The sequence below is a fragment of the Streptomyces sp. NPDC001927 genome, assembly GCF_053594455.1.
In genome coordinates this window covers 40,641-65,166 of sequence record NZ_JBSFEN010000013.1, presented here as the reverse complement: position 1 = coordinate 65,166, position 24,526 = coordinate 40,641, and the positions used below count along the sequence as shown (strand labels likewise).

The following is a 24,526-nucleotide window of genomic DNA, read 5'->3' as shown; positions in this document are numbered from 1 at the left end:
CAGGACGTCAGGGAGACGGGTTCACATGACGGCACAAGGAGACGGTCCGGGCTGCCCGCCCTCCGTTCACGCGAGCGGCGGGAGCGGGCGCGGGAGCCGGACCGGACGAAGGCGGGCGCGCACCACGACGGCGCTCGTCGCGGCGGGTCTGGCCTTCCTCGGCACGGCCGGCATGACACCCGGGGGCGCCGGCACCGCGCCACCCGGCACCGCGCCACCGACCGCCCGTGAGGCCCCGTCAGGACCGCCCGGCCGGTTCGTGCCCGGCCCCTGCCCCGCCACGCCCGAGCCGATCCCCGGGCGGTGCGGCGTCCTGGAGGTGCCCGAGAGCCGCACCCACCGGAGCGGGCGGACCGTCCGGCTGACCGTCGCGATCATCCCGGCCGCCTCGGCGAAACCGGCCAAGGACCCCGTGGTCTTCATGACCGGCGGCCCCGGAGGCGACGCGATCGGGGACATCCCCTTCCTGATCGACGCCGGCGTGAACCGGGACCGCGAGCTGATCGTCATGGCCCAGCGCGGAACGCTCCACACCCGGCCGAACCTCGCCTGCCCTGAGGTCGACCGGTTCTACGCCGACGCCGTCGGGCTGCGCTACGACGCGCCGTCGACCGGGCGCCTCCTGGTCCGCGCGACGAAGGAGTGCCGGGACCGACTGACGGCCGACGGAGTCGACCTCCGCGCCTACAACACCACCGAGAACGCCGCCGACTTCGCCGCCCTGCGCAAGGCGCTCGACATCCCCCGGTGGAACGTCTACGGCTACTCCTACGGCACCGACCTGGCCCTCACCTTCCTGCGCCGGCACCCCCAGGGCATCCGCTCGGTGGCCATCGACTCCGTCGTGCCCCCGCAGATCGTGAGCCTGCCGTGGACCTGGGACAGCGCCCGGGAGGGGATCGGCGCGATCCTCGACGCGTGCGCGGCCCAGCCCCGCTGCAAGAGCCGCTACCCGGACCTCCCCCTCACGCTCACGGAGCAGGTCAGGCGCCTGGAGGCGCGGCCCCTCACGGTGACCGTGCCGCCGCCGGGCGGCGGCGACCCTGTGAAGGTCGTCCTCGACGGGGGCGCCCTGGTGAACCTGCTCGTCGCCAACGCCGTCCCGGCCGTCGACGTCCCCGCCGCCCTCGACGAGCTCGCCCACGGACGCCCGGAGCGCTTCGCGCGGGCCCGCGCCGCCGGCGCGACTCCCGTCATCGGCGAGTTCGCCCACGGGCTGACCCAGTCGGTGGCCTGCGCCGAGTGGGTGCCCGGGTACTCACGGTCCGACCTGCTGAAGGCGGGCCGCAGGGCCTTCCCCGGGTGGCCGGACTCGGTCCTCGCGCAGGCCCCCCAGCTCCCCTTCGAGCACGAGGTCTGCCGCGCCTGGAACGTCCCGGACCGCACCGCCGTCCAGCGCGTGACGACCTCCAGCAAGGTGCCCGCGCTCATCGTCAACGGCACCTTCGACGCCAAGACCGGCGCGAAGTGGGGTCCGTACGCGGGCCGCACGCTGCCCCGCTCGACCGCCGTACGGATCCCGGGCATCGGCCACTGGGTGGTGCCCCAGTCGCCCTGCGCGCAGAGCGTCCTGGGCTCCTTCCTCACGCGGCCGACCTCGCCCGACACGAGCTGCGTGGCGGGACTCGAACCGAAGCCGTTCACCATCACCCCTGAACCGGAGCGCACATGAAGTCCCTCGGACCACTCCGACACCGGCGGCGCGCGGCGCGCCGGTTCCCGGCCGCGCTGGCCGGAGCCACGGCCGGTGCCCTCGTCGTCGGCCTGGCCGCGATGCCCGCCCGAGCCGGGTCCGGCGACGGAGCGCCGATCGGCACGGTCGCCCGGAAGGCCGGCGACGCCCACTTCAAGCCGGGCCCCTGCCCGAGGACGGCGGACCCGATCCCCGAACTGGAGCGAGCCCGCTGCGGAACGCTCACCGTGCCCGAGAAGCGATCACGGCACAAAGGGCCGCAGAAGAGGATCACCCTCGCCGTCGCGATCATCCCCGCGGTCACCAGCACCCCGAAGCCCGACCCGATCGTGTGGTTCGCCGGCGGACCCGGCGACGACGCGGTCTCCGAGATCCCGATGGCGCTCGCCGGCGGCCTGAACCGCGATCGCGACGTGATCTTCATGTCCCAGCGCGGGACCTACTCGGCCGAACCGGAGCTCACCTGCCCGAACGTCGACGAGTTCAACGCGAGCGCCCTCGATCTCGTCTTCGGCGCACGGTCCACCGGCCGCCTGCACGTCGAGGCGTTGCGGAAGTGCCGCGACAGCCTGGTGCGCCGCGGGGCCGACCTCAGCGCCTACAACGGCACCGAGAGCGCGGCCGACTACGACGGCCTGCGCAAGGCGCTGGGCCTCAAGCGGTGGAACGTGTTCGGCATCTCCTACGGCACCGATCTGGCGCTCCAGTACATGCGCCTGCACCCGAAGGGCATCCGGTCGGTCGGCATCGACGGCGTCCTGCCACCGTCCCTGGCAGGCGGCGCCGTGACCTGGAAGGCCGCGCGCGAGGGCTTCGACGCCATCTTCAAGGCATGCGCGGAGCAGCCCGACTGCAACACGCGCTATCCGAACCTCAAGACCACCTTCGAGCGCCTCGTGGTCGAACTCGAGGCCCGACCGGTCACCACCACCGTCACGGTCCCGGGGCAGCCGGAGCCGGTGAAGGTCGTGCTGGACGGCGGAGTCCTCGTGAACTGGCTGACCTCCGCCAGCCACCTGGCGACCGGCGTGCCCCGCTCCCTCGACGAACTGGCCCACGGGAACCCCCAGCGGATCGCCGAGCAGTGGGCGGGCGGCAAGCTCAGCCCGCAGGCCATCGGCCGGGTGTCCTACGGCCTCTCCTACGGCGTCTTCTGCAGCGAGTGGACTCCGTACGAGAGCGAGGCCGACGTGCTGCGGGCCGGGCGGCGCCTGTTCCCGTCGTTCCCCCGCTCCGTGCAGGCCAACGCGCCGCAGCTCGCCTGGCTGCACGCGGACTGCCGGGCCTGGAACGTCCCCGCGGCACCGCCCTCGATCCGGGACGTGACCCGCAGCGACATCCCGACGTTCGTCCTGTCCGGAGGGTTCGACTCCCAGACCGCGCCCAGCAACGGACCGTACGCCGCCCGCACGCTGAGCCGTTCCCTCGCCGTCGAGGTCCCGTACGTCGCCCACGTGGTCTTCGCCGAATCGACGTGCGCGCAGACGATGACCGTCTCCTTCTTCGACCGTCCGAACGCCCCGGACACGAGCTGCCTCGCCGGTCTCCAGCCACCCCGGTTCGAGATCGCGCCGTAAGGGTGGGGGGACTGACGTGGCGCGGGCTGTCTAGAACCCTCCGCCGCCGAAGTCCCCACCACCACCGAAGTCCCCGAAGCCGCCACCACCGCCGAAGTCGCCGGACCCGAAGTCGCCGGAGTTGAAGTCGGCTCCGGAGAAGTCGCCGCCCTGGAACTCCCCGCCGCCGTACTCACCGGCGTAGGCCGGGGTGGCGAGCATCGAGCCGAGCATGGTGCCGACGAGGAGGCCGGGGAGCATGCCGCCGCCGAAGTAGCCGCCGGCCCAGGGGCCGTACGCCGGTCCCGCCTCCCAGTACGGGCGGCGGCCGTCGTAGGTCTCGACGGTACGGGCCAGGGGCTCCTGCCCGTCGTCGAGGCGGGCGGCGTCGGCGGCGCAGACCGGGACCTCGCGGGCGGAGCCACCCGCCGGGGTCCAGGTCCTGTCCTCCTGGGACGGGCCGTGGCGCGGGTCGAAGAAGCAGGGCGGACGGCGCTCGGGCAACGGCCGGGACTCGCGGCGCGCGGCGAGGACGGCGAGCGAGTAGCGGCCGTCGTCCAGGGCCTGGGTCACCGGCTTGACGTCGTGCGGGCGCGTGGCGGAGCCCATGAGGGACTTGGCCTTGTCGTACGAGTCGAGGGCGCGCTCGTAGTCGCCGCGTTTCGCGTCGTCGGCGCCGGGCTCCGCGGGGTGGAAGTCGAGGCGTTCGAGCTCCTCGCCGAAGGCGGTGATGTCCTCGTCCACGACGACCCGCAGCTTGTCGAGGGCCTCGCGCTCCTCGGCCTCCTTGCGGAGCCGCTTGCGGCGGGTGATCGCGTACGCGGACGCGCCGCCCGCGGCGACGACCGCGCCGAGCGTGATCAGGCCGCCCACCGGGACGCCGTCGTCGGCGCCGACCGAGCCCCAGGAGGAGGGGGCGGTGCCGCGCAGGGTCGGCAGGGCCCGGTCCACGAAGTTGTTCAGCTCGGTGGCCGCGTCGACCCCGGGCTGGCGCACGGCGGTGACCAGGTTGTCCACGGCGTTCGCGGACATCACGGTGCGGTCGGCGGCCGCGTCGAAGCCGTCACCGAGCCGGACCGCGTAGAGCCCGGTCACCCCGGTCTCGGTGCGCAGATTGCGCAGCAGGTTCTGGGGCGGGTACTCGCTGGTCGCGGGCAGCACGGCGACGAAGAGCGGCTTGTCCGCGTCCTTGATCTTCTGGGCGAGGGCATCCGCCTCGGCCGTCGAGAGCTGGTCGCGCGCGCCCGGATCGACGTACACCGGCCCCTGCTTCAGGGCCGCGCCGGCGTCCGGAATCCCCATGATCCCGGTGGTCCCGGCCCCCGCGGCGGGGGCCAGGACCAGGAGCAGCAGCATGGCCAGCCCGGCAAGGGCCGACAGAAGGTGGAACGGCCTGGTCCTCATACCATCGAAACTACCCCTAAAGGGTGACTACGAGACATTGAGGACCTTCCGGCTTCTCCTCGGCTTCCCCTCGGATTCGCGTCGGTTCTCCTCGGCGGCTACTCCGCCGGATCGATGCCGACCCGCAGCAGTCCGTACGTGAACGCGTCCTCCAGCGCCTGCCAGGACGCGGCGATCACGTTCTCCCCCACGCCGACCGTCGACCACTCGGCGTTGCCGTCGCTGGTGGTGATCAGGACGCGGGTCGTGGACTCCGTGCCGTGGCGGCCCTCCAGGATGCGGACCTTGTAGTCCACCAGCTCGAACTTGGCGAGCTGCGGGTAGATCCGCTCCAGACCGACCCGCATCGCCCGGTCGAGGGCGTTGACGGGGCCGTTGCCCTCGGCGGTGGCGACGATCCGCTCGCCCTTGGCCCAGAGCTTCACGGTGGCCTCGTTGGCGTGGGTGCCGTCGGGCCGGTCCTCGACGATCGCGCGCCAGGACTCCGTACGGAAGTAGCGGCGGGCGCGGCCCTCGGCCTCCTCGCGCAGGAGCAGCTCGAAGGAGGCGTCGGCGGCCTCGTACGTGTAGCCCTTGAGCTCGCGCTCCTTGACCCGGTCGACGACCCGGGCGATGAGTGCGCGGTCGCCGCCGAGGTCGACGCCGAGCTCCTTGCCCTTCAGCTCGATGGAGGCGCGGCCCGCCATGTCGGAGACCAGCATCCGCATGGTGTTGCCGACGAGCTCGGGGTCGATGTGCTGGTAGAGGTCCGGGTCGACCTTGATCGCGGAGGCGTGCAGCCCGGCCTTGTGGGCGAAGGCCGAGACGCCCACGTACGGCTGATGCGTGGAGGGCGTGAGGTTGACGACCTCGGCGATGGCGTGCGAGATCCGGGTCATGTCGGCGAGGGCGCCCTCGGGCAGCACTCTCTTGCCGTACTTGAGTTCCAGGGCGGCGACCACCGGGAAGAGGTTGGCGTTGCCGACCCGCTCGCCGTAGCCGTTGGCGGTGCACTGGACGTGCGTGGCGCCCGCGTCGACGGCGGCGAGGGTGTTGGCGACGGCGCAGCCGGTGTCGTCCTGGGCGTGGATGCCGAGCCGGGCGCCGGTGTCGGCGAGGACGGTGGCGACGACGGCCTGGATCTGGGCGGGGAGCATGCCGCCGTTGGTGTCGCAGAGGATCACGACGTCGGCGCCGGCCTCGGCGGCGGCGCGGACGACGTCCTTGGCGTACTGCGGGTTGGCCTTGTAGCCGTCGAAGAAGTGCTCGCAGTCGACGAAGACGCGGCGGCCCTGGGCCGTGAGGTGGGAGACGGTGTCGCGGACCATCTCCAGGTTCTCGTCCAGGGTGGTGCGCAGGGCGAGCTCGACGTGCCGGTCGTGCGACTTGGCGACCAGGGTGATCACGGGCGCGCCGGAGTCGAGGAGCGCCTTGACCTGCGGGTCGTCGGCGGCGCTGCCGCCGGCCCTGCGGGTCGCGCCGAACGCGACGAGCTGCGCGTTCTTGAACTCGATCTCCTGCTGGGCGCGGGCGAAGAACTCCGTGTCGCGCGGGTTGGCGCCGGGCCAGCCGCCCTCGATGAAGCCGACGCCGAAGTCGTCGAGGTGCCGCGCGATGGTCAGCTTGTCCGCGACGGTGAGGTTGATTCCTTCACGCTGGGCTCCGTCGCGCAGCGTCGTGTCGAAGACGTGGAAGCTGTCGTCGAGACGCGAGCTCTCGTCGTTCTCCGTGGTCATGGCTCTGATGGCTCCTGTCGGATGTGGCTCCGGAAGGTCTGGATCCACTTGCCCCCATTCTCACGCGCTGTCCGTTTCCGGCGGTGGTGGGGCCGGAAAACGAAAAAACCTCTCGCGGGTGCGAGAGGTCTGCGCGCGGGTCTGGGGCACGGTGTCCACTGCCGCGGGGGTGGAGTCGCGGTTCAGTGGCCACTGCGGACCGGCGCGCTGCTGCCGATAATCATGGGGGTAGCGAGCACGCGGGCAGTCTGCCACATCTGTACGGGTGACGGGACGACGGTCTCAGGATGCGGGCAGGGGTCGGGTGGTACGGGTCCTTGTATGACCACGCGACCTCCTTCCGGCCCCCCGTCCGGCCCACCGGCGGGCCCACCCCCCGGGCCACTCGGCCCGAACTCGGGCGGTGGCAGCATCCCGCCCGGCTCGGGCGGTGGGCACACGCCGCCCGGTTCGGGCGGAGGGAACGTCCCCCCTGGCTCGGGCGGCGGGGGCATCCCCCCTGTTCCCCCCGACGGCTCCGAGCCCCCTCCCCCGGACGGCCGACGCCGCCGCACCCTCCTGATCGCCGGGGCGGGCGTGGTCGTCGCCCTCGGCCTGGCGGTGGCGCTGGTCGCGCTGCTCCAGGGCGGCGGTGACGACGACGGCGGGTCGGCGGCGAGCACGTCCCCGTCGCCCTCCGTCGCGCTGGACGACGAGGCGGCCCGCGCGAGGGCCCACACCCTCGCGGTCGCCGTGGCCCTTCGGCCCGAGGACTGGGGGCCCGCGTACAAGCGGGGCGACCCGTACGAACAGGACCCCGCGAGCGAGTACGAGGTGTCGAAGGACTGCAAGGGGTTCACCCAGGCGGCCCGGTCGGGCACCCTCGCCGCGGTCGCCCGCTCGGTCGTCAACAACCAGACGCAACTCGTCGGGACCACCGACGTCCGCGTGTTCGCGGACGTGGCGACGGCCGAGTCGTTCATGGACGACTCGCAGGAGACGACGCGCCGCTGCCCGACGCAGCAGTTCGACAAGGTGCGCTGGGCGGACGTCCGACAGGCCACGGCGCCGGACGTCGCCGGCCTGGAACAGGTGACGACCGAGGAGGGCACCCAGACGGCGGACGGCGCGGGCGCGAAGACCGACCTGCCCTACGTCCTGCACACCGGTCGGCAGGGAGCCACCGTGGTCAGCGTGATCGCCTACGAGACACGGGCCAACGCGGCCACGCTCACCAGCAGCTCGACCGACATCCTCCAGAAGCTCCAGCAGCGGCTGGAGGCCGCCTCGCAGCAGTGACCCCGGGACCTGCACCGACCCCGGGGCGCACCGGTCCTCAGCCCTGCCGCACGCCCTCCTTGACGAGCGGCTCGCGCTCCCGCTCCTGCCGCCCGACCCTCCCGAGGTCGATGTCCCGCGTCTCCCGCATCGTCAGGTACACGATGAGCGAGACCGCCGCGCAGCCCGCCACGTACCAGTAGTAGCCGGACTCGATGCCCGCGTCCTTGAACCACAGGGCCACGTACTCCGCCGTGCCGCCGAAGAGGGCGTTGGCGATGGCGTACGGGAGGGCGACGCCCAGCGCGCGGATACCGGTCGGGAAGAGTTCCGCCTTCACGCACGCGTTGATGGACGTGTAGCCGGTGATGACGACCAGCGCGAGCAGCGAGAGGCCGAACGCCGGCCAGAAGGAGCCCGCGTGCTGGAGCATCGTCATGATCGGCACGGTCAGGAAGGTCGAGCCGAGCGCGAAGGTGATCAGCAGCGGCCGGCGGCCGATCCGGTCCGAGAGACGGCCGGCGAGCGGCTGCAGGCAGGCGAAGACGATCAGCGCGCAGAAGGAGACCAGGGTCGCCGTCTGCTTCGGCAGACCCGCCGAGTTGGAGAGGTACTTCGTCAGATAGGTGGTGTACGTGTAGTAGGCCACCGTGCCGCCCATGGTGAGCGCGATGACCAGGAACGCCTCCCGCTTGTGCGCCCACAGCGCCTTCATCGTGCCCTTCTCGCCCTGCGCCACGCCGTCGTCGGCGGTCTCCTCGTACACCTCCGTCTCCAGCATGTTCCGCCGCAGGTAGAAGACGACGGCCGCGCCGAGCGCGCCGATGATGAACGGGATGCGCCAGCCCCAGCTGTGCAGCGCCTCCGCGGACATGGTGCGCTGGAGGACGATCTGGAGGCCGAGGCCGAGGATCTGTCCCGCGGTCATCGAGACGTACTGGAAGCTGGAGGCGAAGCCGCGGTGCTGCGGCGCCGACGCCTCCGTCAGATAGGTCGCGCTGGCGGCGTACTCGCCGCCGACCGAGAGGCCCTGGAGGAGGCGCGCGATCAGCAGGACCGCCGCGCCGCCGTAGCCTGCGACGGAGTACGTCGGGGCGACGGCGATCAGTACGGCGGAGGCGGACATCAGCGTCACGGTCAGGGTGAGCGCCGCCTTGCGGCCCTTGCGGTCACCGACCCGGCCGAGCAGCCAGCCGCCGACGGGGCGCATGAAGAAGCCGACGGCGAAGATGCCGGCGGTGTTCATGAGCTTGGCGGTGTCGTTGCCCTCGGGGAAGAACGCCCCCGCGAAGTACGTGGCGAAGCTCGCGTACACGAACCAGTCGAACCACTCGACCATGTTGCCGGCCGACCCGACCCAGATCTTCTTCCAGTGCTCTCGTCCCATGATCCGGAACCGTGCCGGACGTGAAGCGGGCGCAACAAGGGTGTACGCGGCAACGATCAGGTCTACTTGCGTACGTTACGGTCGCAGCAGCAGGGTTTCCGCCACGAACTCCCGCACGTGGGCGAGGACTTGTTCGCGGCTGGTGCCGGGGATGCCGACCGCGACATGGACGCTGAACCCGTCGAGCAGGGCGCGCATCCGGGTGGCGTACCGGTCGGGGTCGACGGGCCGGAACTCGCCGCGCGAGACGCCCTCGGCGATCAGCGCGACGAGGTCGCGGTGCCAGGCGCCCTCGATGGCGGCCTGCCGGGCGCGCGCGTCGTCGTCGGCGTTCTGGGAGCGGTTCCAGACCTCCAGCCAGAGCGTCCAGTGCGGGTCGCGGGGGCCGTCCGGCACGTAGACGTCGACGTAGCCGTCGAGCCGCTCGGCGGAGCTTCCGGGCCGGGAGAGGAGCGCGCTGCGCTCGGCGCCGAGCCGGCCCTCGCTCCACTCCAGGGTCTGGAGCAGCAGTTCGTCCTTGGTGCGGAAGTAGTAGAGCAGGTGCCCGCTGCTCATCCCGACCTCGCGCCCGAGCCCGGCCATGGTCAGCCCGTCGAGCCCGCGCTCGGCGACGGTGGCCATGGCGGCGGCGAGGACGTCCTCCCGGGGAGGCGCCGCCTGGTTGCGACGGCGGCGCGCGGCGGCGGAGGACGCCGGGGAGGACCCGGAGGAGGAAGCGGAGGAATTCGGGCTGATGCTGCTCACTCGTACGTTCTACCCGATCGTCTCGGCCTCGGTGTCGCGGACCCGTGCCTCCCGGGAGGCGACGAGGCCGCACGCGGTCGCCCCGCGTGCGGCCGTCGCCGACCGGAGCCGCGGGTCAGACCCTCGGCTGCTGCTGGGTGATGCAGTGGATGCCGCCCCCGCCCGCGAAGATCGCGCGCGCGTCGACGAGCGTGACGATCCGCTCCGGGAACAGCCGGCGGAAGATGCCCGCCGCGATCTCGTCGTTGGGGTCGTCGAAGCCGCACAGGACCACGCCGCCGTTGCAGAGGTAGTGGTTGATGTACGAGTAGTCGACCCAGTCGCCCTCCTCGTCCTTCAGGACGGTCGGGGCGGGGATCTCCACGACCTCCAGCTGCCGGCCCTTGGCGTCCGTCTGGCGGCTGAGGATGTCGACGTACATCCGCGAGCGCTCGTAGTCCGGGTGGGCCGGGTCCTGCTGGCTGTGGACGACCACGGTGCCGGGCCGGGCGAAGGCCGCGACGATGTCGACGTGGCCCTGGGTGCCGTACAGGCCGTAGTCGCCGGTCAGGCCGTGCGGGAGCCAGATCGCCTTGGTCGTGCCGAGCTTGGCGTGGATCTCCGCCTCGACCTCGGCGCGGCTCCACTCGGGGTTGCGGCCCGGGCCGAGCTGGACGGTGTCGGTCAGCAGGACCGTTCCCTCACCGTCGACGTGGATCGCGCCGCCCTCGTTGACCAGGGGGCTGTTGACCACCCGTACGCCCGCGAGGTCGGCGACGTGGCAGGCGATCTTGGAGTCGTGCTCCCAGCGGGCCCAGTCCTGCGCGCCCCAGCCGTTGAACACCCAGTTCACGGCGGCCAGTTCGGTGCCGTCGCTGACGAAGGTGGGGCCGATGTCGCGCATCCAGGCGTCGTCCAGCTCGCGCTCGACCAGGTCGATGGCGTCGCCGAGCAGGGCGCGCGCGGAGTCCAGCTGGCCGGGGCCGACCACGACCGTGACCGGCTCGAAGCGGCGTACGGCGCGGGCCACGGAGGCCCACGCGGTGCGGGCGGCGGCCAGCTCCTCGTCGTTGGTGAAGGTGGGGTTGGGGCCGGGCCAGGCCATCCACGTGCGCTCGTGCGGGGCCCACTCGGCGGGCATTCGGAAGGTCATGGGAGGAGTCCTCAGAGGAAGTAGAGACGGTTCAGGGACATGGATTCGACCGGTTCGGAGCGGATCGGGTCGCCGTCCAGCGACACGAGTCCGGTCCGGCCGTCCACCCCCACCTGGCCGATACGGGAGTTGAGGAGCAGGTCACGGGGGCCGATGCCCCGGGTCCCGCGGACGGCGACACGACGGCGCCGGGTCGGCAGCCGGTCGGAGCCGAGGTCGACGGCCGCCTGGGCGACGAACGCGACCGAGATGTCGGCCGGGGTCGACCCGTGGGCGCCGAACAGCGGCCCGAGGACGAGCGGTTCGCAGGTGTCGGTCGCCGCGTTCGGATCGCCCACGACCCCCCACGCGGGGAAGCCGGACTTCAGCACCATCTGGGGCTTGGCGCCGAAGTACTGGGGCCTCCAGAGCACGATGTCGGCCATCTTGCCGACCTCGATCGAGCCGATCTCGTGCGCGAGGCCGTGGGCGATCGCCGGGTTGATGGTCAGCTTGGCCATGTAGCGCAGCACGCGCGCGTTGTCGTCGTGCGCGCCGTCGCCCTCCATCGGGCCCAGCTCGGCCTTCATCTTCCCGGCCATGGCGAAGGTCCGGCGTACGGTCTCGCCGGCCCTTCCCATCCCCTGCGCGTCGGAGGAGGTGATCCCGATCGCGCCCAGGTCGTGCAGGACGTCCTCCGCGCCCATCGTCCCCGCCCGGATCCGGTCCCGCGCCATGGCGGCGTCGCCGGGCAGGTCGGTCTTCAGGTCGTGGACGGAGACGATCATCCCGTAGTGCTCGGCGACCGCGTCGCGGCCGAAGGGGAGCGTGGGGTTGGTGGAGGAGCCGATGACGTTCGGTACGCCCGCCATCTTCAGGACGTTGGGTACGTGGCCGCCGCCGCAGCCCTCGATGTGGAACGCGTGGATGGTCCGCCCGTCCAGGACCTTCAACGTGTCCTCGACGGACAGGCACTCGTTCAGGCCGTCGCTGTGCAGCGCGACCTGCACATCGTGCTCCTCCGCCACCCGCAGCGCGGTGTCGAGCGCGCGGGTGTGGGCGCCCATGTCCTCGTGGACCTTGAACCCGGACGCCCCACCCTCCGCGAGCGCCTCGACCAGCGGCGCCGGATCCGAGGACGAACCCCGACCCAGGAAGCCGATGTTGACCGGCCAGGCGTCGAACGCGCTGAAGGCGTGCTTCAGGGCCCATGGCGAGTTGACGCCAACCCCCCAGACAGGCCCGAACTCCTGTCCGATGATGGTGGTGACACCAGAGGCGAGGGAGGCCTCCATGATGCGCGGGGACAGCAGGTGGACATGGGTGTCCACGGCACCGGCGGTGGCGATGAGCCCCTCGCCGGAGACGATCGACGTGCCGGTGCCGACGACCACGTCGACACCGTCGAGGGTGTCCGGGTTGCCCGCGCGCCCGATGGCGTGGATCCGGCCCTCGCGAATACCGATCGACACCTTGCGGATGCCCTGGACGGCGTCGATGACGAGGACGTTGCTGATCACGACGTCACAGGTCTCGCGGACGGCCGCGGCCTTGAGGTGAAGTCCGTCGCGCGCGGTCTTGCCGAAGCCGGCCAGGAACTCGTCGCCGGGCTTCTGGGAGTCGGACTCGACCCGGACGACGAGCCCGGAGTCGCCCAGGACGACCCGGTCGCCCGCACGGGGTCCGTGCACCGATGCGTACTCGTACGGGTCCATCACTCGCCCTCCTCGGTGAGCTCCACGCCCAGGTAGCCACAGGCCGCCGCGCGCCGCAGGGCCTCGTCCTTCGCGCCGGGCGCGTCCAGCGGGCCGTCGACCAGGCCCGCGAATCCGATGGCGATCCGCGCGCCGCCGATCGGGAGAAGGCCGACCTCCGCCTCGCCGCCCGGGTCGAAGCGGAACGAGGACCCGGCGGGGACGGCGAGCCGCATGCCGTAGGCGGCGGCGCGGTCGAAGTCCAGGCGCGGGTTGGCCTCGAAGAAGTGGAAGTGCGAGGTCACGCTGACCGGCACGGTCGCGGTGTTGCGGACCGTGAGGACCACCGCTGGGGGTTCCTCGGCCTCGGTGGGGCCCGGCAGCAGCGCGCCCGGGGCGCCGTCGCCCAGGGAGGGGCCGCCGATCGGGTCGGAGACGACCGCGAGCCGCGAGCCGTCGTCGAAAACGGCCTCGACATGCACTTCGGTGACGACATCGGCCACACCCGGCAGCACGTCGTCGGGGCCCAGCACGGACCGGGCCGCGGCGATCGCCTCGGCGAGCCGTCGGCCGTCGCGGGCCGCCTCGCAGACCGTGTCCGCGATGAGGGCCGTCGCCTCCGGCACATTGAGCCGAAGGCCCCGGGCCCGGCGGGCCCGCGCGAGCTCGGCGGCGCCGAAGAGCAGCAGCCGGTCGCGTTCCGTGGGGGTCAGTCGCACGTCCACACACCTCCTGTTTGAGCGACACTCTAAATGCTGAACGCGAGGTATCCAAGGATTGACGTACGCGACAGTAGTGCGTCACATTGAGCGCCACTCTAAAACGCACTCGCGAACCGGTCCCCTGAGACCTGCTCCCGGCAGCTGTCTCTGGCACCCGACCCTGACATCCGTCCGCCCGCTTGCCCCGCAGGAGCGCCCATGCCGATCGAACAGCGCGGAGTCGACACCATCCCCGAAGCGGAACGCACCAGCGGCCCGCGTGACCTCCTGGCCATCCTCCTCGGCTCGAACCTCTGCCTCGGAGTGATCGTCTTCGGCTGGCTGCCGGTCTCCTTCGGCCTCGGCCTCTGGGCGTCCGTGAGCGCCGTGGTCACCGGCACGCTCGTCGGCGTCGCCGTGACCGCCCCGCTCGCGCTCGTCTCGCTGCGCACCGCGACGAACCTCTCGACCTCCAGCGGCGCCTTCTTCGGCGTACGCGGCCGGCTCGTCGGCTCGGTGGTGGGGCTGCTGCTCTCCCTCGGCTACACGGCCCTGACGCTGTGGATCGGCGGGGACGTCGTGGTCGGCACGCTCGCCCGGCTGACCGGCCTGCCCACCGGCGGCGCCACGCACGCGGTGGTCTACGCGGTGCTCGCCGCCTGCACGGTCGTCGGCGCGGTGTACGGCTACGGCCTGCTGCTCCGGCTCAGCAAGGCGCTCGCGATCGGCATGACCCTGCTCCTCGGCCTCGGCCTGGTCGCGTACGGGGGCGACCTCACCACGGCCCCGGTGGCCGACACCCCGTATCTGCTCGGCTCGTTCTGGCCGACGTGGGTGCTCGCGGCGGTGGCCGCCGGACTCAGCGGCCCGGTCGCCTTCATCACCCTGCTCGGCGACTACACCCGCTACATATCCCCCGCGCGGTACAGCTCCAGGACCGTCTGGCGGACCACCTGTATCGGCCTGGTCGCCGGCCTGCTGATCCCTCAGCTCTTCGGTACGTACACGGCGTTGGCCGCGCGCGGCGCCCTCGACTACGCGGGCCCGCTCGTCGCGGCCTCCCCCGCCTGGTACGTGCTGCCACTGCTGCTCGCCGCGACCGCCGGCACGGTCGGCAACGCGGGTCTGATGCTGTACTCGATGGGCCTGGACCTGGACGCGATCCTGCCCCGGGCGACCCGGGCGCGGGCGACGCTCGTGGTGGCGGCGGTCGCGACGGCCTTCGTCTTCCTCGGCCACTTCGCCTCGGACGCGCAGTCGGCGATGACCTCGTTCGTCCTGCTCCTCACGGCGATCGGCACACCGTGGGCGGTGATCACGCTGATCGGTCACGCCCGCTGCAAGGGCACGTACGACCCGGAGGCGCTCCAGGTCTACAACCGCCGGGCGCGGGGCGGCGCGTACTGGTACACGGCCGGCTGGCACCCGCGCGCGACGGTCTCCTGGGCGCTGGGTGCGGGCGTGGGCCTCGCGGCGGTGTCGACGCCGCTGTACGAGGGGCCGTTGCTGGCCCTGACGGGCGGGATCGACTGCAGCTTCGTGCTGTCGGGACTGGTGGGCGGGGCGCTGTACGCCGTACTGACGCCCGCCTCCGGGGCCGCGCGCGCCGCGCGGACAGCCCCGGAGGTCCTGGTCGACTAGTCGAGAGAACTGCCGACAGAGCTGCCGACTACTGGCCCAGCTGGTGCGTCCAGCCGTGCACGTCCTCGGACTTGCCCGTCTGGATCGCCAGCAGCGCGTCGCGGAGCTTCATCGTGACCTCGCCGGGCTGCCCGCCCGACTGCTGCCACTCGCCGCGCGCCGACTTCACCGTGCCGACCGGCGTGATGACCGCGGCCGTGCCGCAGGCGAAGACCTCGGTGAGGGTGCCGTTCTCGCTGTCGGCCTGCCACTGGTCGATGGAGACCCGGCCCTCCTCGGAGGTGTAGCCGAGGTCCTTGGCCAGCTGGAGGAGCGAGTCACGGGTGATGCCCGCGAGGAGGGAGCCCGTGAGCGTCGGCGTGACGATCCTGTCCCCGTACACGAAGTACAGGTTCATCCCGCCGAGCTCCTCGACCCACTTGTGCTCCACGGCGTCGAGGTAGGCGACCTGGTCGCAGCCCTTCCCGGCGGCCTCGGCCTGGGCCAGCAGGGAGGCCGCGTAGTTGCCGCCGGTCTTGGCGTCGCCCATGCCGCCCGGGACGGCGCGGACGCGGTCCTCGGAGAGCCAGATGGAGACGGGCTTCACGCCACCGGGGAAGTACGGTCCGGCCGGCGAGGCGATGACGACGAAGAGGTACTCGTTCGCCGGCCGCACACCGAGGCCGATCTCGGTCGCGATCATGAACGGGCGCAGGTAGAGGGACTCCTCGCCGCCGTGCGCCGGGACCCACGCCTTGTCCTGCTGGACGAGGACGTCGCACGCCTCGATGAAGGTCTCGACGGGCAGCTCCGGCATGGCGAGCCGGTGCGCGGAGGCCTGGAAGCGCCGGGCGTTGGCGTCCGGGCGGAAGGTCGCGACGGAGCCGTCGGGGCGGCGGTAGGCCTTCAGGCCCTCGAAGATCTCCTGGGCGTAGTGCAGGACGTTCGTCGCCGGGTCGAGGGAGAGCGGGCCGTACGGCACGAGCTGGCCGTCGTGCCAGCCGCGGCCCTCGGTCCACCGGATGGTCACCATGTGGTCGGTGAAGTGGCGGCCGAACCCGGGGTTGGCCAGGATCGCCTCGCGCTCCGCGTCGGACAGCGGGCTGGAGGAGGGCTTGAGCTCGATCGTGGGCGTCGTCGTCATCAGTGGTAGTCCTTCACCGGTTGTGTGTGACGGACCGCGCTCACGCCGCTATCAGTGCTCTGCTAGGACGTCCGAGCTTTCCCGCATGCCGCGGCCCCACGTTCGATTATCGCCCGTGAAGAGCCGTGCGGGAAACGGTGTGATGCGGTCCAGGGTTGATGGTGGCACCCTGCGACCGCATAGGTACAGCCGCCGGGCGCTGAGTGCGACCCGGCGGCTGTGTGTCGTTCAGTCGGCGGGTCAGCTCGCTACGCGTACCGCGAGCGCGTCGCCGATCTCGTCCGTCGTACGGACGGAGTCGCCGCGCTCGGTCAGATCGGCGGCGACGGCGGCCTCGATACGGCCGGCCTCGGTCTCGTAGCCGAGGTGGCGCAGGAGGAGGGCGACGGAGAGCACGGTGGCCGTCGGGTCGGCCTTGCCCTGGCCCGCGATGTCGGGCGCGGAGCCGTGGACGGGCTCGAACATGGACGGGAACTCGCCGCTCGGGTTGATGTTGCCGGAGGCGGCGACGCCGATGCCGCCGGAGACGGCCGCGGCGAGGTCCGTGATGATGTCGCCGAAGAGGTTGTCGGTGACGATCACGTCGAACCGCTCGGGCTGCGTGACGAGGAAGATCGTCGCCGCGTCCACGTGCAGGTAGTCCGTGGTGACCTCGGGGAACTCCTCGGCCACCTTGTTGAAGATGTTGGTCCAGAGGTGACCCGCGTACGCCAGGACGTTGTTCTTGTGGACCAGCGTCAGCTTCTTGCGCGGGCGGGCCTGGGCGCGGGCGAAGGCGTCACGGACGACGCGCTCGACGCCGAAGGCCGTGTTGACGGAGACCTCGGTGGCGACCTCGTGCGGGGTGCCGGTGCGGATCGAGCCGCCGTTGCCGGTGTACGGGCCCTCGGTGCCCTCGCGGACCACGATGAAGTCGATCTCGGGCGCGCCCTTGAGCGGGGTCGAGACGCCCGGGAGCAACTTCGACGGCCGCAGGTTGACGTGGTGGTCGAAGAGGAAGCGGAGCTTCAGCAGGAAGCCGCGCTCCAGCACACCGGACGGGACCGACGGGTCGCCGATCGCGCCGAGCAGGATCGCGTCGTGGCGCTTGAGGTTCTCGACGTCGGCGTCGGTGAGGGTCTCACCGGTCGCGTGGTAGCGCTTGGCGCCGAAGTCGTACTCCTCCGTCTCCAGCTTCACATCCTGCGGGAGCGCGGCAGCGAGGACCTTGAGCCCCTGGGCCACGACCTCCTGGCCGATGCCGTCGCCGGGAATGACTGCGAGATTGATGCTGTGAGACATGTCGGCACCCTACTCCTCGTCCCATCGACTGACACTCATTGTCCACGATGCGGACGGCGGGCGGGTCGCGTCGCGGCGCATCGCGTTGCGGCGCATCGCGTTGCCGCGGCGCGCCCGCGTGGCGCCCGCGCTCGGCGAGCGTGGGCACCACGACGGGGTGCGGCGGCGGTCAGTGGCCGGTCGAGCCGCCGTTGTCACGGCGGTCGAGGGCGCGCTGGAGGGCGGCGGCGGCGTTCTTGCGGGCGTCGTCGGCGCTCGGGCGGGCGACGGAGTGGCGGACTCGACGGGCGGTCTCAGCGGCCATGGGGGATCGACTCCTTGAGATCAGTGGTGATCCGAGATCAGTGGTGATCGAAGGCGCCGGAAGGGGCGGGGAGCGGGCCCGCAGGGGTTGCCTGCACAGGGGCAGCGCGCTCACGACCGCCATTCGCTGATGGAGCGAGACGTTCGGCTCCTACAAAGCTAGGACAGCCGGGCGCATCTGTCTCCACAGTTACTCGGACTTCCTACTATCTGAGACGGTGATCGACTCGCTCCGGCTGCCGCACAGCCCTCAGCTCACGGATCAGCGCCCGCACGGTGAGGGATTTCGCCAGCTCAGGGGTGGTGACATAGCCGACGGACCGCGTCGGGCGCTCCGGACCGAGATCGGTGATCTCCACCGAGGGCGGTGCTCCGATCAGGGAGAGTTCCGGCATCACGGCCATGCCGAAACCACTGCTCACCATCGAGAGCACTGCTCCGTCGTCCTCGGCCTCGACGGTCGCCGCCGGCAGCCAGTCCTGTTCGGCCCACCACCGGCGCGTGCACGAGGTGCAGTTCTCCGCCCAGTCGACGAGCGGCAGCGAGCGCGGCGCCCCGTGCCCGGCCGGGTGCACCAGCGCGTACCCCTCCTCGACCAGCACGCCCCCGACCAGCTGCGGCGGTACGGGTGACGTCGTCCCGATCGTCGCGATGCCGAGGTCGGCCCGCCCCTCCAGGACTTCGCCCGCGGTCCCGGGCCCCAGCTCCCGTACGATCCGCACCTCCGGGGCGATGTCCGGATGGCGGGCCGCCAGTCGCTCCAGGGCGCGCGGCAGCAGATGCAGTGCGGCGCTGCGGAAGGCGGCGATCCGCAGGGGCCCGGCCACCGTGCCCGCCTCGGCACCCCGCACGTCGACACCCCGCACCTCGGCCCGCATCACGTCGAGCAGCCGCAGCACCCGCCGCGCGTGCGCGAGGGCGACCTCCCCCGCGGCCGTCGGCGTGGCTCCGGTACGCCCCCGCTCGAAGAGGACCGCGCCCAGCTTCCGCTCGCTGGTGCGCACCGAGTGGGAGACGGCGGACTGCGTCATGCCGAGCGCCGCGGCCGCCGCGGAGAAGCCGCGCTCGCTCCCGACGGCGACGAGGATGCGCAGTTCGTGCGGCGCAAGGTCGGTCATGACGGCTCTCACCTCGGACTATGAGCGGCTTCGATGGATCGGCGGGATCCATCGGAGCAACCTACTGCCCGGCCTCCGGATTCCTTCCTACGGTCGCCCCATGACGCACGACGCCACCATGATCACCGTCCACCAGACCGCCCGCCCCGACGGCTTCCCCACCCCGGACCACTTCGCCTTCGTCGAGACCCCCGTGCCCGACCCGGCACCCGGCACCGCGCTGGTCGAGAACCTCCTCTGGTCCGTGGACCCGTACCACCGCGAGGCGATGGACGGGGACTTCCTGTGGACCCTGAACACCCCCATGGAGGGCCGCACGCTGGGCCGGGTCCTCGACTCCCGCACCCCCGCGCTCTCCCCGGGCGACCTCGTCCTGCACCGCAAGGGCTGGCGGACGCACTCCGTCGTCGCACCGGACGAGGTGCGCGCCGTCCCTGACTTCGACGGCGTGCCGCTCGCCGCGCACCTGAGCGTCCTGGGCGGTACGGGCCTCTCGGCGTACGTCGGCCTGACCCGGATCGCGCGCCTCCAGCCGGGCGAGGACCTGTTCGTCTCGGCCGCGGCGGGCGGGGTCGGCACGGCGGCGGGCCGCTTCGCGCGACTGCTCGGCGCGGGACGGCTGGTCGGCAGCGCGGGTTCGGCGCGGAAGGTCGCGTACCTGACGGAGGAGGTGGGCTTCGACGCCGCCTTCGACTACCACGAGGGGCCGGTGACGGAGCTGTTGGCGAAGGCGGCCCCGACCGGGATCGACGCCGTGCTGGACGGGGTGGGCGGGGACCATCTGGAGGCCGCGATCGCCGCGCTCCGCGAGCACGGCCGGATCGCCTGGGTCGGCGCCGTCGCCCAGTACCACTCGCTCGCCACTCCCCCGCCGGCCCCGCGGAACCTCTTCGACCTGGTCGAGAAGAGCATCCGGCTCGAAGGCTTCCTGGTGAGCAACCACGTGGACGCGCAGGAGGAGTTGTACGCGTTCGCCGTCCCGCACCTGCGCAGCGGGCGGCTGCCGCTGGACGTGACGGTCGTCGACGGCTTCGCGCACATCGTGGACGCCTTCCTGGGGATGCTGCGCGGCGAGAACACCGGGAAGATGCTGGTGGCCCGATCCAGCTAGCCGACCCACCTAGATTGCATTCCTACCTAGGTGGTGATGGAATGCAGCCATGGCCGCAGACCGCAGATCCAGCTGGCTCAAGGGAGTCCTCGACCTGCTCGTCCTCTCCTGCCTGACCGACGGTGAGAGTTACGGGTATGAGATCGCCAAGGCGCTCGACCGGGCGGGACTCGGCGAGATCAAGGGCGGAACGCTCTATCCGGTCCTGAACCGACTGGAGGAGGCCGGCCTCGTCGAGGCCGAGTTCCGCGCCGCCGAGCGCGGGCCCGGGCGCCGCTACTACCGGCTCACCGAGCGGGGCCGCGAGGAGCTCGCGACCGAGAGCGGGGCCTGGCTGGGCTTCCATCGCGCCGTACAGACCATGCTGCACCCAGGGGGAACGACATCATGACGACCGACACCTACTTCGAGGAGCTGGCCGAGGCCCTGCGCACGGCGGAGGTGCCCGAGGAGCAGATCGCCTCGACCGTGGCCGATCTGCGCGCGCACCTCGCGGAGACGGGGACGGCCGCCGAGGAGGAGTTCGGCCCGGCCGCCGCGTTCGCCGCGCAGCTCGGCGGCGTCGTGCCGCCGCCCGGCGCGCCCGAGGAGGAGGCCGAGAGCTGGACATGGACGGCGGACCTCTTCAACGACCGGCGGATGCTGGCGGTCCACGGCGACCAGGGCTGGGAGGTCGAGTCGCTCGACTCCGTCGGCCGCTTCGTCTGCCGCCGCGCTCCGGGGCAGGCGCTGCGCTGGGAGTACCGGCGCGAGGTGATCAGGGGCCGGCGGAAGGACCAGGTGCTCGCCGAACTCTCGCCCGAGGGCTGGGAGTTGTGCGGCGAGTGGATGGTGTACGGCTACTTCAAGCGACCCAAGGCGGCGAGCGCGGGCCCGGCGGGCGCGCTGGACACCCTGCCGGCGACGCCCGCGCAGTGGCTCTTCCTGAGCCGCCGCGGCAAGGCGCTGCTCGGCGTCTGGATGCTGATGTCGGCCGCCGCCTGCCTGACCCTCGGACTGCCGGGGTACGTCATGCTGCTCATGGGCCTCGGCGCCCTGGTGTCGGGCCTGGTCACGTCGAAGCTGGAGACGGAGCGGGGCCGCGTCGCCGCGGAGCGCGCGACAGAAGGCACGCCCCCGAAGTCGTAACGGTCGTCGCCTCAGAGCACGTCGCCGTCGCGCCAGTCGAAGACGAGCGCGGCGGCCTGCCCGGGCAGTTTCCCGTCGCCCGCCGACCGGACGTAGGTCGAATCCTCCTCGTCGGGCAGGTGGACGACCCCCTCGGGCCCGAGCGCCTCGATCCGGCCCTCCCACAGGCGCCACCCGCGCGCCGCGTACAGCGCGGCCCCGTCGTCCGACGCGGAGAGCGCGCCGAACGCGTACGCCCCGTCGATCACCCGCTCCAGCTCGGCCATGACGAGCCCGCCGAGCCCCTCGCGGCGCCGGTCGCCGCGCACCCCGACGCCCTCGACATAGCCGACACGGTACGACCGGCCGTCGTGGAGCACGCGCCGCATGATCACGCTGCCGTGGGCGGCGACGCCCCGCTCGTCCTCGATCCAGGCGTGGACGCCGCCGAGGGCGTGGTCCCAGTCCTCGTCGGAGAACCCGCCACCGAAGGCGCCGTCGAGCATCTCCCGTACGGCACGGAGCCGTTCGGGACCGAGTTCGTGGGTGGGGGCGGTGTGGAGTGAGTCGGTCATGCCCCTAGTGTGCCGCGCCCAGCCACCCCCACTCTAACCTCTCTCAGTCACTTGACAGGTTAGAGAGGGATTGCTTGACTCACCTCATAACCACTCACGCCACGCCAAGGGGTTAGAGATGTCGAGCACGGAGCAGCAGGTCCACCACCGCACCGTCACCGTCCGGGGCCACGAGATCTTCTACCGGGAGGCGGGCCCCGCCGACGCGCCCGTCCTACTCCTGCTGCACGGCTTCCCGACCAGCTCGCACATGTTCCGCGACCTGATCCCGCGCCTCGCGGACCGGTTCCGCCTCGTCGCCCCCGACCACCTGGGCTTCGGCCGGAGCGCGGCGCCGGCGGCCACGGACTTCGACTACACCTTCGCCGAACTGGCCGCCCTCACCACCGAGTTCACCGAGGCCCTCGGCCTCGACCGGTTCGCGCTCTACATCCAGGACTACGGCGCCCCCATCGGCCTCCGCCTCGCCCTCGCCCACCCCGAGCGCGTCACCGCGATCGTCACCCAGAACGGGAACGCGTACGAGGAGGGCCTCGGCGCCGACGCCTGGGCGCCGGTCCTCGCCCTGATCGCCGAGCGCACCCCCGAGACCGAGGCACCGGTCCGTGCGATCCGCTCCCTCGACGGCATCAAGTGGCAGTACGAGACGGGCGTCCCGGCCGAGTTCCGCGAGCTGCTCAGCCCGGACGCCTGGTACCACGACGCCGCCCTGATGGCCCGCGACGGTCAGGACGCGATCCAGCTGGGCCTGATCGCCGACTACGGCTCCAACTTCGCGCTCTACCCGGCCTTCCAGGAGTACTTCCGCACCACCGAGGTCCCGCTGCTCGCCGTCTGGGGCGAGGGGGACGAGGTGTTCGTCCCCGCGGGCGCGAAGGCCTTCCTCCGCGACCTCCCGGACGCGGAGGTCCATCTCCTCCCCACCGGACACTTCGCCCTGGAGACCCACGCGCCGGTGATCGCCGAGCTGATCGGCGACTTCCTCACGCGGCGGGCGGGCGTCAGGCCGTAGCCTTCTCCAGGTCGCGGGCCATGCGCTCCACCCAGTCGGTGAAGCCCTCACGATGGTGGCCCTCGGCCTCCTCCAGGGTCGCGACCTGCGCGTCCGTGAGCCGGTCGGGCCCCGGCTCGGTCAGCAGCCGGTGCATCTCCTTCATCAGGGACGTCAGCCGCTGCGCGTCGAGGTGCTCGATCGCGTCGACCCCGTGGCCGGCCTTGAGCGTCGTCGAACCAGGCATGTCGTACCTCCTCGTCGAGCCCTCCCCTTCCCAGCAGCGTAAGCCCGCGCAATGAGAACCGCCCCCGTCCTGGGTTGGGGGTCCAGGAGGGGGGCGGTGTCAGGGGTGGGCCTCAGGGCGGCCCGGGGGGCATCAGCCCATGTGGGGGTAGCCGTACTCGGTCGGCGGGACCAGGGTCTCCTTGATCGCGCGGGTCAGCGTCCAGCGCATCAGGTTCTGCGGGGCGCCGGCCTTGTCGTTCGTACCCGAGGCGCGGCCGCCGCCGAAGGGCTGCTGGCCGACGACGGCGCCGGTCGACTTGTCGTTGATGTAGAAGTTGCCCGCCGCGAAGCGGAGCTTCTCCATCGCGTCGGCCGCGGCCGCACGGTCACCGGCGATGATCGAGCCGGTCAGCGCGTACGCCGACACCGACTCCATCTGCGCCAGCATCTCCTCGTACTTCTCGTCCTCGTAGACGTGGACGGCGAGGATCGGGCCGAAGTACTCGGTCGTGAAGACCTCGTTCTCCGGGTCGGTGCACGCGATGACGGTCGGACGGACGAAGTAGCCCTCCGAGTCGTCGTAGGTGCCACCGGCGACGATCGTGCAGGAGGCGTCGGCCTTCGCGCGGTCGATCGCGGCCTTGTTCTTGGCGAACGAACGCTCGTCGATGACGGCGCCGATGAAGTTCGACAGGTCGGTGACGTCACCCATCTTGATGCCGTCGACCTCGGCCGCGAACTCCTCCTTGAAGCCCGAGTTCCAGATGGAGGCCGGGACGTACGCACGCGAGGACGCGGAGCACTTCTGGCCCTGGAACTCGAAGGAGCCGCGGGTCAGCGCGGTCTTCAGGATCGCGCGGTCGGCGCTCGGGTGGGCGACGACGAAGTCCTTGCCGCCGGTCTCGCCGACGATCCGCGGGTACGAGCGGTACGACTCGATGTTGTTGCCGACCGTCTTCCACAGGTGCTGGAAGGTCTTGGTCGAACCGGTGAAGTGGATACCGGCCAGGTCGCGGTGGTTCAGGGCCACCTCGGAGACGGCGATGCCGTCGCCCGTGACCAGGTTGATGACGCCCTTCGGCAGACCGGCCTCCTCCAGGAGCTCCATCAGGAGCACGGCGGAGTGGGTCTGGGTCGGGGACGGCTTCCAGACCACCACGTTGCCCATGAGGGCGGGGGCGGTGGGCAGGTTGCCCGCGATGGCCGTGAAGTTGAACGGCGTGATCGCGTAGACGAAGCCCTCCAGCGGGCGGTGGTCCAGTCGGTTCCACACGCCCGGGGAGTTCGCCGGCGGCTGCTCGGCGAGGATCTGGCGGGCGTAGGCGACGTTGAAGCGCCAGAAGTCGACGAGCTCGCAGGGGGTGTCGATCTCGGCCTGCTGCGCGGTCTTGGACTGGCCGAGCATCGTGGAGGCGGCCAGCGTCTCGCGCCAGGGGCCGGCGAGCAGCTCGGCGGCGCGCAGGATGATCGCGGCGCGGTCGTCGAAGGCCATCGCGCGCCAGGCCGGGGCGGCGGCCAGGGCGGCGTCGATGGCGTCCTGGGCGTCCTGCTGGGTGGCGCCGGCGAAGGTGCCGATGACGGACTTGTGGTTGTGCGGCTGCACGACGTCGACGCGCTCGCCGCCGCCCATGCGCTTGACGCCACCGATGGTCATCGGCAGCTCGCGCGGGTTGTCGGCCAGCTCCTTGAGCTTGGCCTCGAGGCGGGCGCGCTCGGCGGAACCGGGGGCGTAGCTGTGCACCGGCTCGTTGACCGGAGCGGGGACCTGGGTCACTGCGTCCATGAG

The 24,526-nt window shown here is 71.9% G+C and carries 22 protein-coding genes; 8 read left to right on the top strand and 14 right to left on the bottom strand.

What is annotated here, in order from left to right; genetic code table 11:
• The first annotated feature begins 25 nt into the window (after positions 1-25).
• Both ACWCO8_RS31410 and ACWCO8_RS31405 read left to right on the top strand, forming a co-directional pair.
• Positions 26-1,672: an alpha/beta fold hydrolase gene (locus tag ACWCO8_RS31410; RefSeq protein WP_451035098.1), complete on the top strand. Its 1,647-nt coding sequence runs from the start codon at positions 26-28 to the stop codon at positions 1,670-1,672.
• Positions 1,669-3,270: an alpha/beta fold hydrolase gene (locus tag ACWCO8_RS31405; RefSeq protein ID WP_451035097.1), complete on the top strand. Its 1,602-nt coding sequence runs from the start codon at positions 1,669-1,671 to the stop codon at positions 3,268-3,270. Before ACWCO8_RS31410 ends, ACWCO8_RS31405 begins: the two co-directional genes overlap by 4 nt.
• A 30-nt stretch (positions 3,271-3,300) precedes the next feature.
• On the opposite strand, the gene ACWCO8_RS31400 is transcribed toward ACWCO8_RS31405, so the two are convergent.
• Together ACWCO8_RS31400 and cimA are read right to left on the bottom strand one after the other, a co-directional pair.
• On the bottom strand, positions 3,301-4,653 hold the full coding sequence (locus ACWCO8_RS31400; protein WP_451035096.1) for a hypothetical protein: 1,353 nt from the start codon (positions 4,651-4,653) through the stop codon (positions 3,301-3,303).
• Positions 4,654-4,751: 98 nt separating this feature from the next.
• A complete protein-coding gene (gene cimA, locus ACWCO8_RS31395; protein ID WP_451035095.1) occupies positions 4,752-6,368 on the bottom strand; it encodes a citramalate synthase in 1,617 nt (538 codons plus the stop codon).
• 576 nt (positions 6,369-6,944) lie between these two features.
• On the opposite strand from cimA, the gene ACWCO8_RS31390 reads away from it, so the two are divergent.
• Positions 6,945-7,646 (top strand): hypothetical protein, encoded by a 702-nt coding sequence (locus ACWCO8_RS31390; RefSeq protein ID WP_451035094.1) that lies wholly within the window; start codon positions 6,945-6,947, stop codon positions 7,644-7,646.
• Between the two features lie 37 nt (positions 7,647-7,683).
• Here the strand turns inward: ACWCO8_RS31390 and ACWCO8_RS31385 are convergent, their stop codons facing one another.
• The 5 genes from ACWCO8_RS31385 to ureA all read right to left on the bottom strand — a co-directional run bounded on the left by ACWCO8_RS31385 (position 7,684) and on the right by ureA (position 13,280).
• Positions 7,684-9,012 (bottom strand): MFS transporter, encoded by a 1,329-nt coding sequence (locus ACWCO8_RS31385; protein ID WP_451035093.1) that lies wholly within the window; start codon positions 9,010-9,012, stop codon positions 7,684-7,686.
• 75 nt (positions 9,013-9,087) lie between these two features.
• Positions 9,088-9,633: a TetR/AcrR family transcriptional regulator gene (locus ACWCO8_RS31380; RefSeq protein WP_362004024.1), complete on the bottom strand. Its 546-nt coding sequence runs from the start codon at positions 9,631-9,633 to the stop codon at positions 9,088-9,090.
• A 238-nt stretch (positions 9,634-9,871) separates the two neighbouring features.
• Entirely contained in the window at positions 9,872-10,888 is a 1,017-nt protein-coding gene (locus ACWCO8_RS31375; protein WP_451035092.1) for an agmatine deiminase family protein, read from the bottom strand.
• 11 nt (positions 10,889-10,899) lie between these two features.
• Complete coding sequence (locus tag ACWCO8_RS31370; protein ID WP_451035091.1) at positions 10,900-12,582, bottom strand: urease subunit alpha; 1,683 nt, start codon at positions 12,580-12,582, stop codon at positions 10,900-10,902.
• On the bottom strand, positions 12,582-13,280 hold the full coding sequence (gene ureA / locus ACWCO8_RS31365; protein WP_451035090.1) for an urease subunit gamma: 699 nt from the start codon (positions 13,278-13,280) through the stop codon (positions 12,582-12,584). Before ureA ends, ACWCO8_RS31370 begins: the two co-directional genes overlap by 1 nt.
• A 201-nt stretch (positions 13,281-13,481) precedes the next feature.
• On the opposite strand from ureA, the gene ACWCO8_RS31360 reads away from it, so the two are divergent.
• A complete protein-coding gene (locus ACWCO8_RS31360) occupies positions 13,482-14,903 on the top strand; it encodes a cytosine permease (RefSeq protein WP_451035089.1) in 1,422 nt (473 codons plus the stop codon).
• 28 nt (positions 14,904-14,931) lie between these two features.
• Here the strand turns inward: ACWCO8_RS31360 and ACWCO8_RS31355 are convergent, their stop codons facing one another.
• From ACWCO8_RS31355 to ACWCO8_RS31340, 4 genes are all read right to left on the bottom strand, one after another.
• A complete protein-coding gene (locus ACWCO8_RS31355; protein ID WP_362003517.1) occupies positions 14,932-16,026 on the bottom strand; it encodes a branched-chain amino acid aminotransferase in 1,095 nt (364 codons plus the stop codon).
• A 240-nt stretch (positions 16,027-16,266) separates the two neighbouring features.
• Positions 16,267-17,307, bottom strand: a complete 1,041-nt coding sequence (locus tag ACWCO8_RS31350; protein WP_362003519.1) for a 3-isopropylmalate dehydrogenase — start codon at positions 17,305-17,307, stop codon at positions 16,267-16,269.
• Positions 17,308-17,476: 169 nt separating this feature from the next.
• On the bottom strand, positions 17,477-17,611 hold the full coding sequence (locus ACWCO8_RS31345) for a hypothetical protein (RefSeq protein WP_362003521.1): 135 nt from the start codon (positions 17,609-17,611) through the stop codon (positions 17,477-17,479).
• Between the two features lie 205 nt (positions 17,612-17,816).
• Positions 17,817-18,728: a LysR family transcriptional regulator gene (locus ACWCO8_RS31340; protein WP_451035088.1), complete on the bottom strand. Its 912-nt coding sequence runs from the start codon at positions 18,726-18,728 to the stop codon at positions 17,817-17,819.
• Positions 18,729-18,828: 100 nt separating this feature from the next.
• Here ACWCO8_RS31340 and ACWCO8_RS31335 point away from each other — a divergent pair, with 100 nt between their 5' ends.
• Genes ACWCO8_RS31335 through ACWCO8_RS31325 form a run of 3 tightly spaced genes read left to right on the top strand, consistent with a single transcriptional unit; the run spans position 18,829 to position 20,967 of the window.
• Positions 18,829-19,839 (top strand): zinc-binding dehydrogenase, encoded by a 1,011-nt coding sequence (locus ACWCO8_RS31335; protein WP_451035087.1) that lies wholly within the window; start codon positions 18,829-18,831, stop codon positions 19,837-19,839.
• Positions 19,840-19,888: 49 nt separating this feature from the next.
• Positions 19,889-20,230: a PadR family transcriptional regulator gene (locus ACWCO8_RS31330; RefSeq protein WP_362003527.1), complete on the top strand. Its 342-nt coding sequence runs from the start codon at positions 19,889-19,891 to the stop codon at positions 20,228-20,230.
• A complete protein-coding gene (locus ACWCO8_RS31325) occupies positions 20,227-20,967 on the top strand; it encodes a hypothetical protein (RefSeq protein ID WP_451035086.1) in 741 nt (246 codons plus the stop codon). Before ACWCO8_RS31330 ends, ACWCO8_RS31325 begins: the two co-directional genes overlap by 4 nt.
• Before the next feature lie 11 nt (positions 20,968-20,978).
• On the opposite strand, the gene ACWCO8_RS31320 is transcribed toward ACWCO8_RS31325, so the two are convergent.
• The gene (locus tag ACWCO8_RS31320) at positions 20,979-21,521 is read right to left on the bottom strand and encodes a GNAT family N-acetyltransferase (RefSeq protein WP_451035085.1); all 543 of its coding nucleotides are present in this window, start codon (positions 21,519-21,521) and stop codon (positions 20,979-20,981) included.
• A 118-nt stretch (positions 21,522-21,639) separates the two neighbouring features.
• On the opposite strand from ACWCO8_RS31320, the gene ACWCO8_RS31315 reads away from it, so the two are divergent.
• Positions 21,640-22,533, top strand: a complete 894-nt coding sequence (locus ACWCO8_RS31315) for an alpha/beta fold hydrolase (RefSeq protein WP_451035084.1) — start codon at positions 21,640-21,642, stop codon at positions 22,531-22,533.
• Here ACWCO8_RS31315 and ACWCO8_RS31310 read toward each other — a convergent pair.
• Positions 22,523-22,759 carry a hypothetical protein gene (locus ACWCO8_RS31310; protein ID WP_451035083.1) on the bottom strand — a complete coding sequence of 79 codons (237 nt, stop codon included), beginning with the start codon at positions 22,757-22,759 and terminating at the stop codon, positions 22,523-22,525. The two genes, ACWCO8_RS31315 and ACWCO8_RS31310, sit on opposite strands and share 11 nt — an antisense overlap.
• A gap of 132 nt (positions 22,760-22,891) precedes the next feature.
• On the bottom strand, positions 22,892-24,523 hold the full coding sequence (pruA, locus tag ACWCO8_RS31305) for an L-glutamate gamma-semialdehyde dehydrogenase (RefSeq protein WP_362003537.1): 1,632 nt from the start codon (positions 24,521-24,523) through the stop codon (positions 22,892-22,894).
• Between the last annotated feature and the right edge of the window lie 3 nt (positions 24,524-24,526).

What these genes read in the sequence shown, in the direction of transcription:
- ACWCO8_RS31355 (WP_362003517.1), bottom strand. Translation starts at nt 16,026, where the DNA reads ATGACGACGACGCCCACGATCGAGCTCAAGCCCTCCTCCAGCCCGCTG.
- ACWCO8_RS31315 (WP_451035084.1), top strand. Translation starts at nt 21,640, where the DNA reads ATGTCGAGCACGGAGCAGCAGGTCCACCACCGCACCGTCACCGTCCGG.
- ACWCO8_RS31375 (WP_451035092.1), bottom strand. Translation starts at nt 10,888, where the DNA reads ATGACCTTCCGAATGCCCGCCGAGTGGGCCCCGCACGAGCGCACGTGG.
- cimA (WP_451035095.1), bottom strand. Translation starts at nt 6,368, where the DNA reads ATGACCACGGAGAACGACGAGAGCTCGCGTCTCGACGACAGCTTCCAC.
- ACWCO8_RS31325 (WP_451035086.1), top strand. Translation starts at nt 20,227, where the DNA reads ATGACGACCGACACCTACTTCGAGGAGCTGGCCGAGGCCCTGCGCACG.
- ACWCO8_RS31370 (WP_451035091.1), bottom strand. Translation starts at nt 12,582, where the DNA reads ATGGACCCGTACGAGTACGCATCGGTGCACGGACCCCGTGCGGGCGAC.
- ACWCO8_RS31385 (WP_451035093.1), bottom strand. Translation starts at nt 9,012, where the DNA reads ATGGGACGAGAGCACTGGAAGAAGATCTGGGTCGGGTCGGCCGGCAAC.
- ACWCO8_RS31345 (WP_362003521.1), bottom strand. Translation starts at nt 17,611, where the DNA reads ATGGCCGCTGAGACCGCCCGTCGAGTCCGCCACTCCGTCGCCCGCCCG.
- ACWCO8_RS31380 (WP_362004024.1), bottom strand. Translation starts at nt 9,633, where the DNA reads ATGGCCACCGTCGCCGAGCGCGGGCTCGACGGGCTGACCATGGCCGGG.
- ACWCO8_RS31330 (WP_362003527.1), top strand. Translation starts at nt 19,889, where the DNA reads ATGGCCGCAGACCGCAGATCCAGCTGGCTCAAGGGAGTCCTCGACCTG.
- ACWCO8_RS31335 (WP_451035087.1), top strand. Translation starts at nt 18,829, where the DNA reads ATGACGCACGACGCCACCATGATCACCGTCCACCAGACCGCCCGCCCC.
- ACWCO8_RS31350 (WP_362003519.1), bottom strand. Translation starts at nt 17,307, where the DNA reads ATGTCTCACAGCATCAATCTCGCAGTCATTCCCGGCGACGGCATCGGC.
- ACWCO8_RS31410 (WP_451035098.1), top strand. Translation starts at nt 26, where the DNA reads ATGACGGCACAAGGAGACGGTCCGGGCTGCCCGCCCTCCGTTCACGCG.
- ACWCO8_RS31340 (WP_451035088.1), bottom strand. Translation starts at nt 18,728, where the DNA reads ATGACCGACCTTGCGCCGCACGAACTGCGCATCCTCGTCGCCGTCGGG.
- ACWCO8_RS31310 (WP_451035083.1), bottom strand. Translation starts at nt 22,759, where the DNA reads ATGCCTGGTTCGACGACGCTCAAGGCCGGCCACGGGGTCGACGCGATC.
- ACWCO8_RS31360 (WP_451035089.1), top strand. Translation starts at nt 13,482, where the DNA reads ATGCCGATCGAACAGCGCGGAGTCGACACCATCCCCGAAGCGGAACGC.
- ACWCO8_RS31320 (WP_451035085.1), bottom strand. Translation starts at nt 21,521, where the DNA reads ATGACCGACTCACTCCACACCGCCCCCACCCACGAACTCGGTCCCGAA.
- pruA (WP_362003537.1), bottom strand. Translation starts at nt 24,523, where the DNA reads ATGGACGCAGTGACCCAGGTCCCCGCTCCGGTCAACGAGCCGGTGCAC.
- ACWCO8_RS31405 (WP_451035097.1), top strand. Translation starts at nt 1,669, where the DNA reads ATGAAGTCCCTCGGACCACTCCGACACCGGCGGCGCGCGGCGCGCCGG.
- ACWCO8_RS31400 (WP_451035096.1), bottom strand. Translation starts at nt 4,653, where the DNA reads ATGAGGACCAGGCCGTTCCACCTTCTGTCGGCCCTTGCCGGGCTGGCC.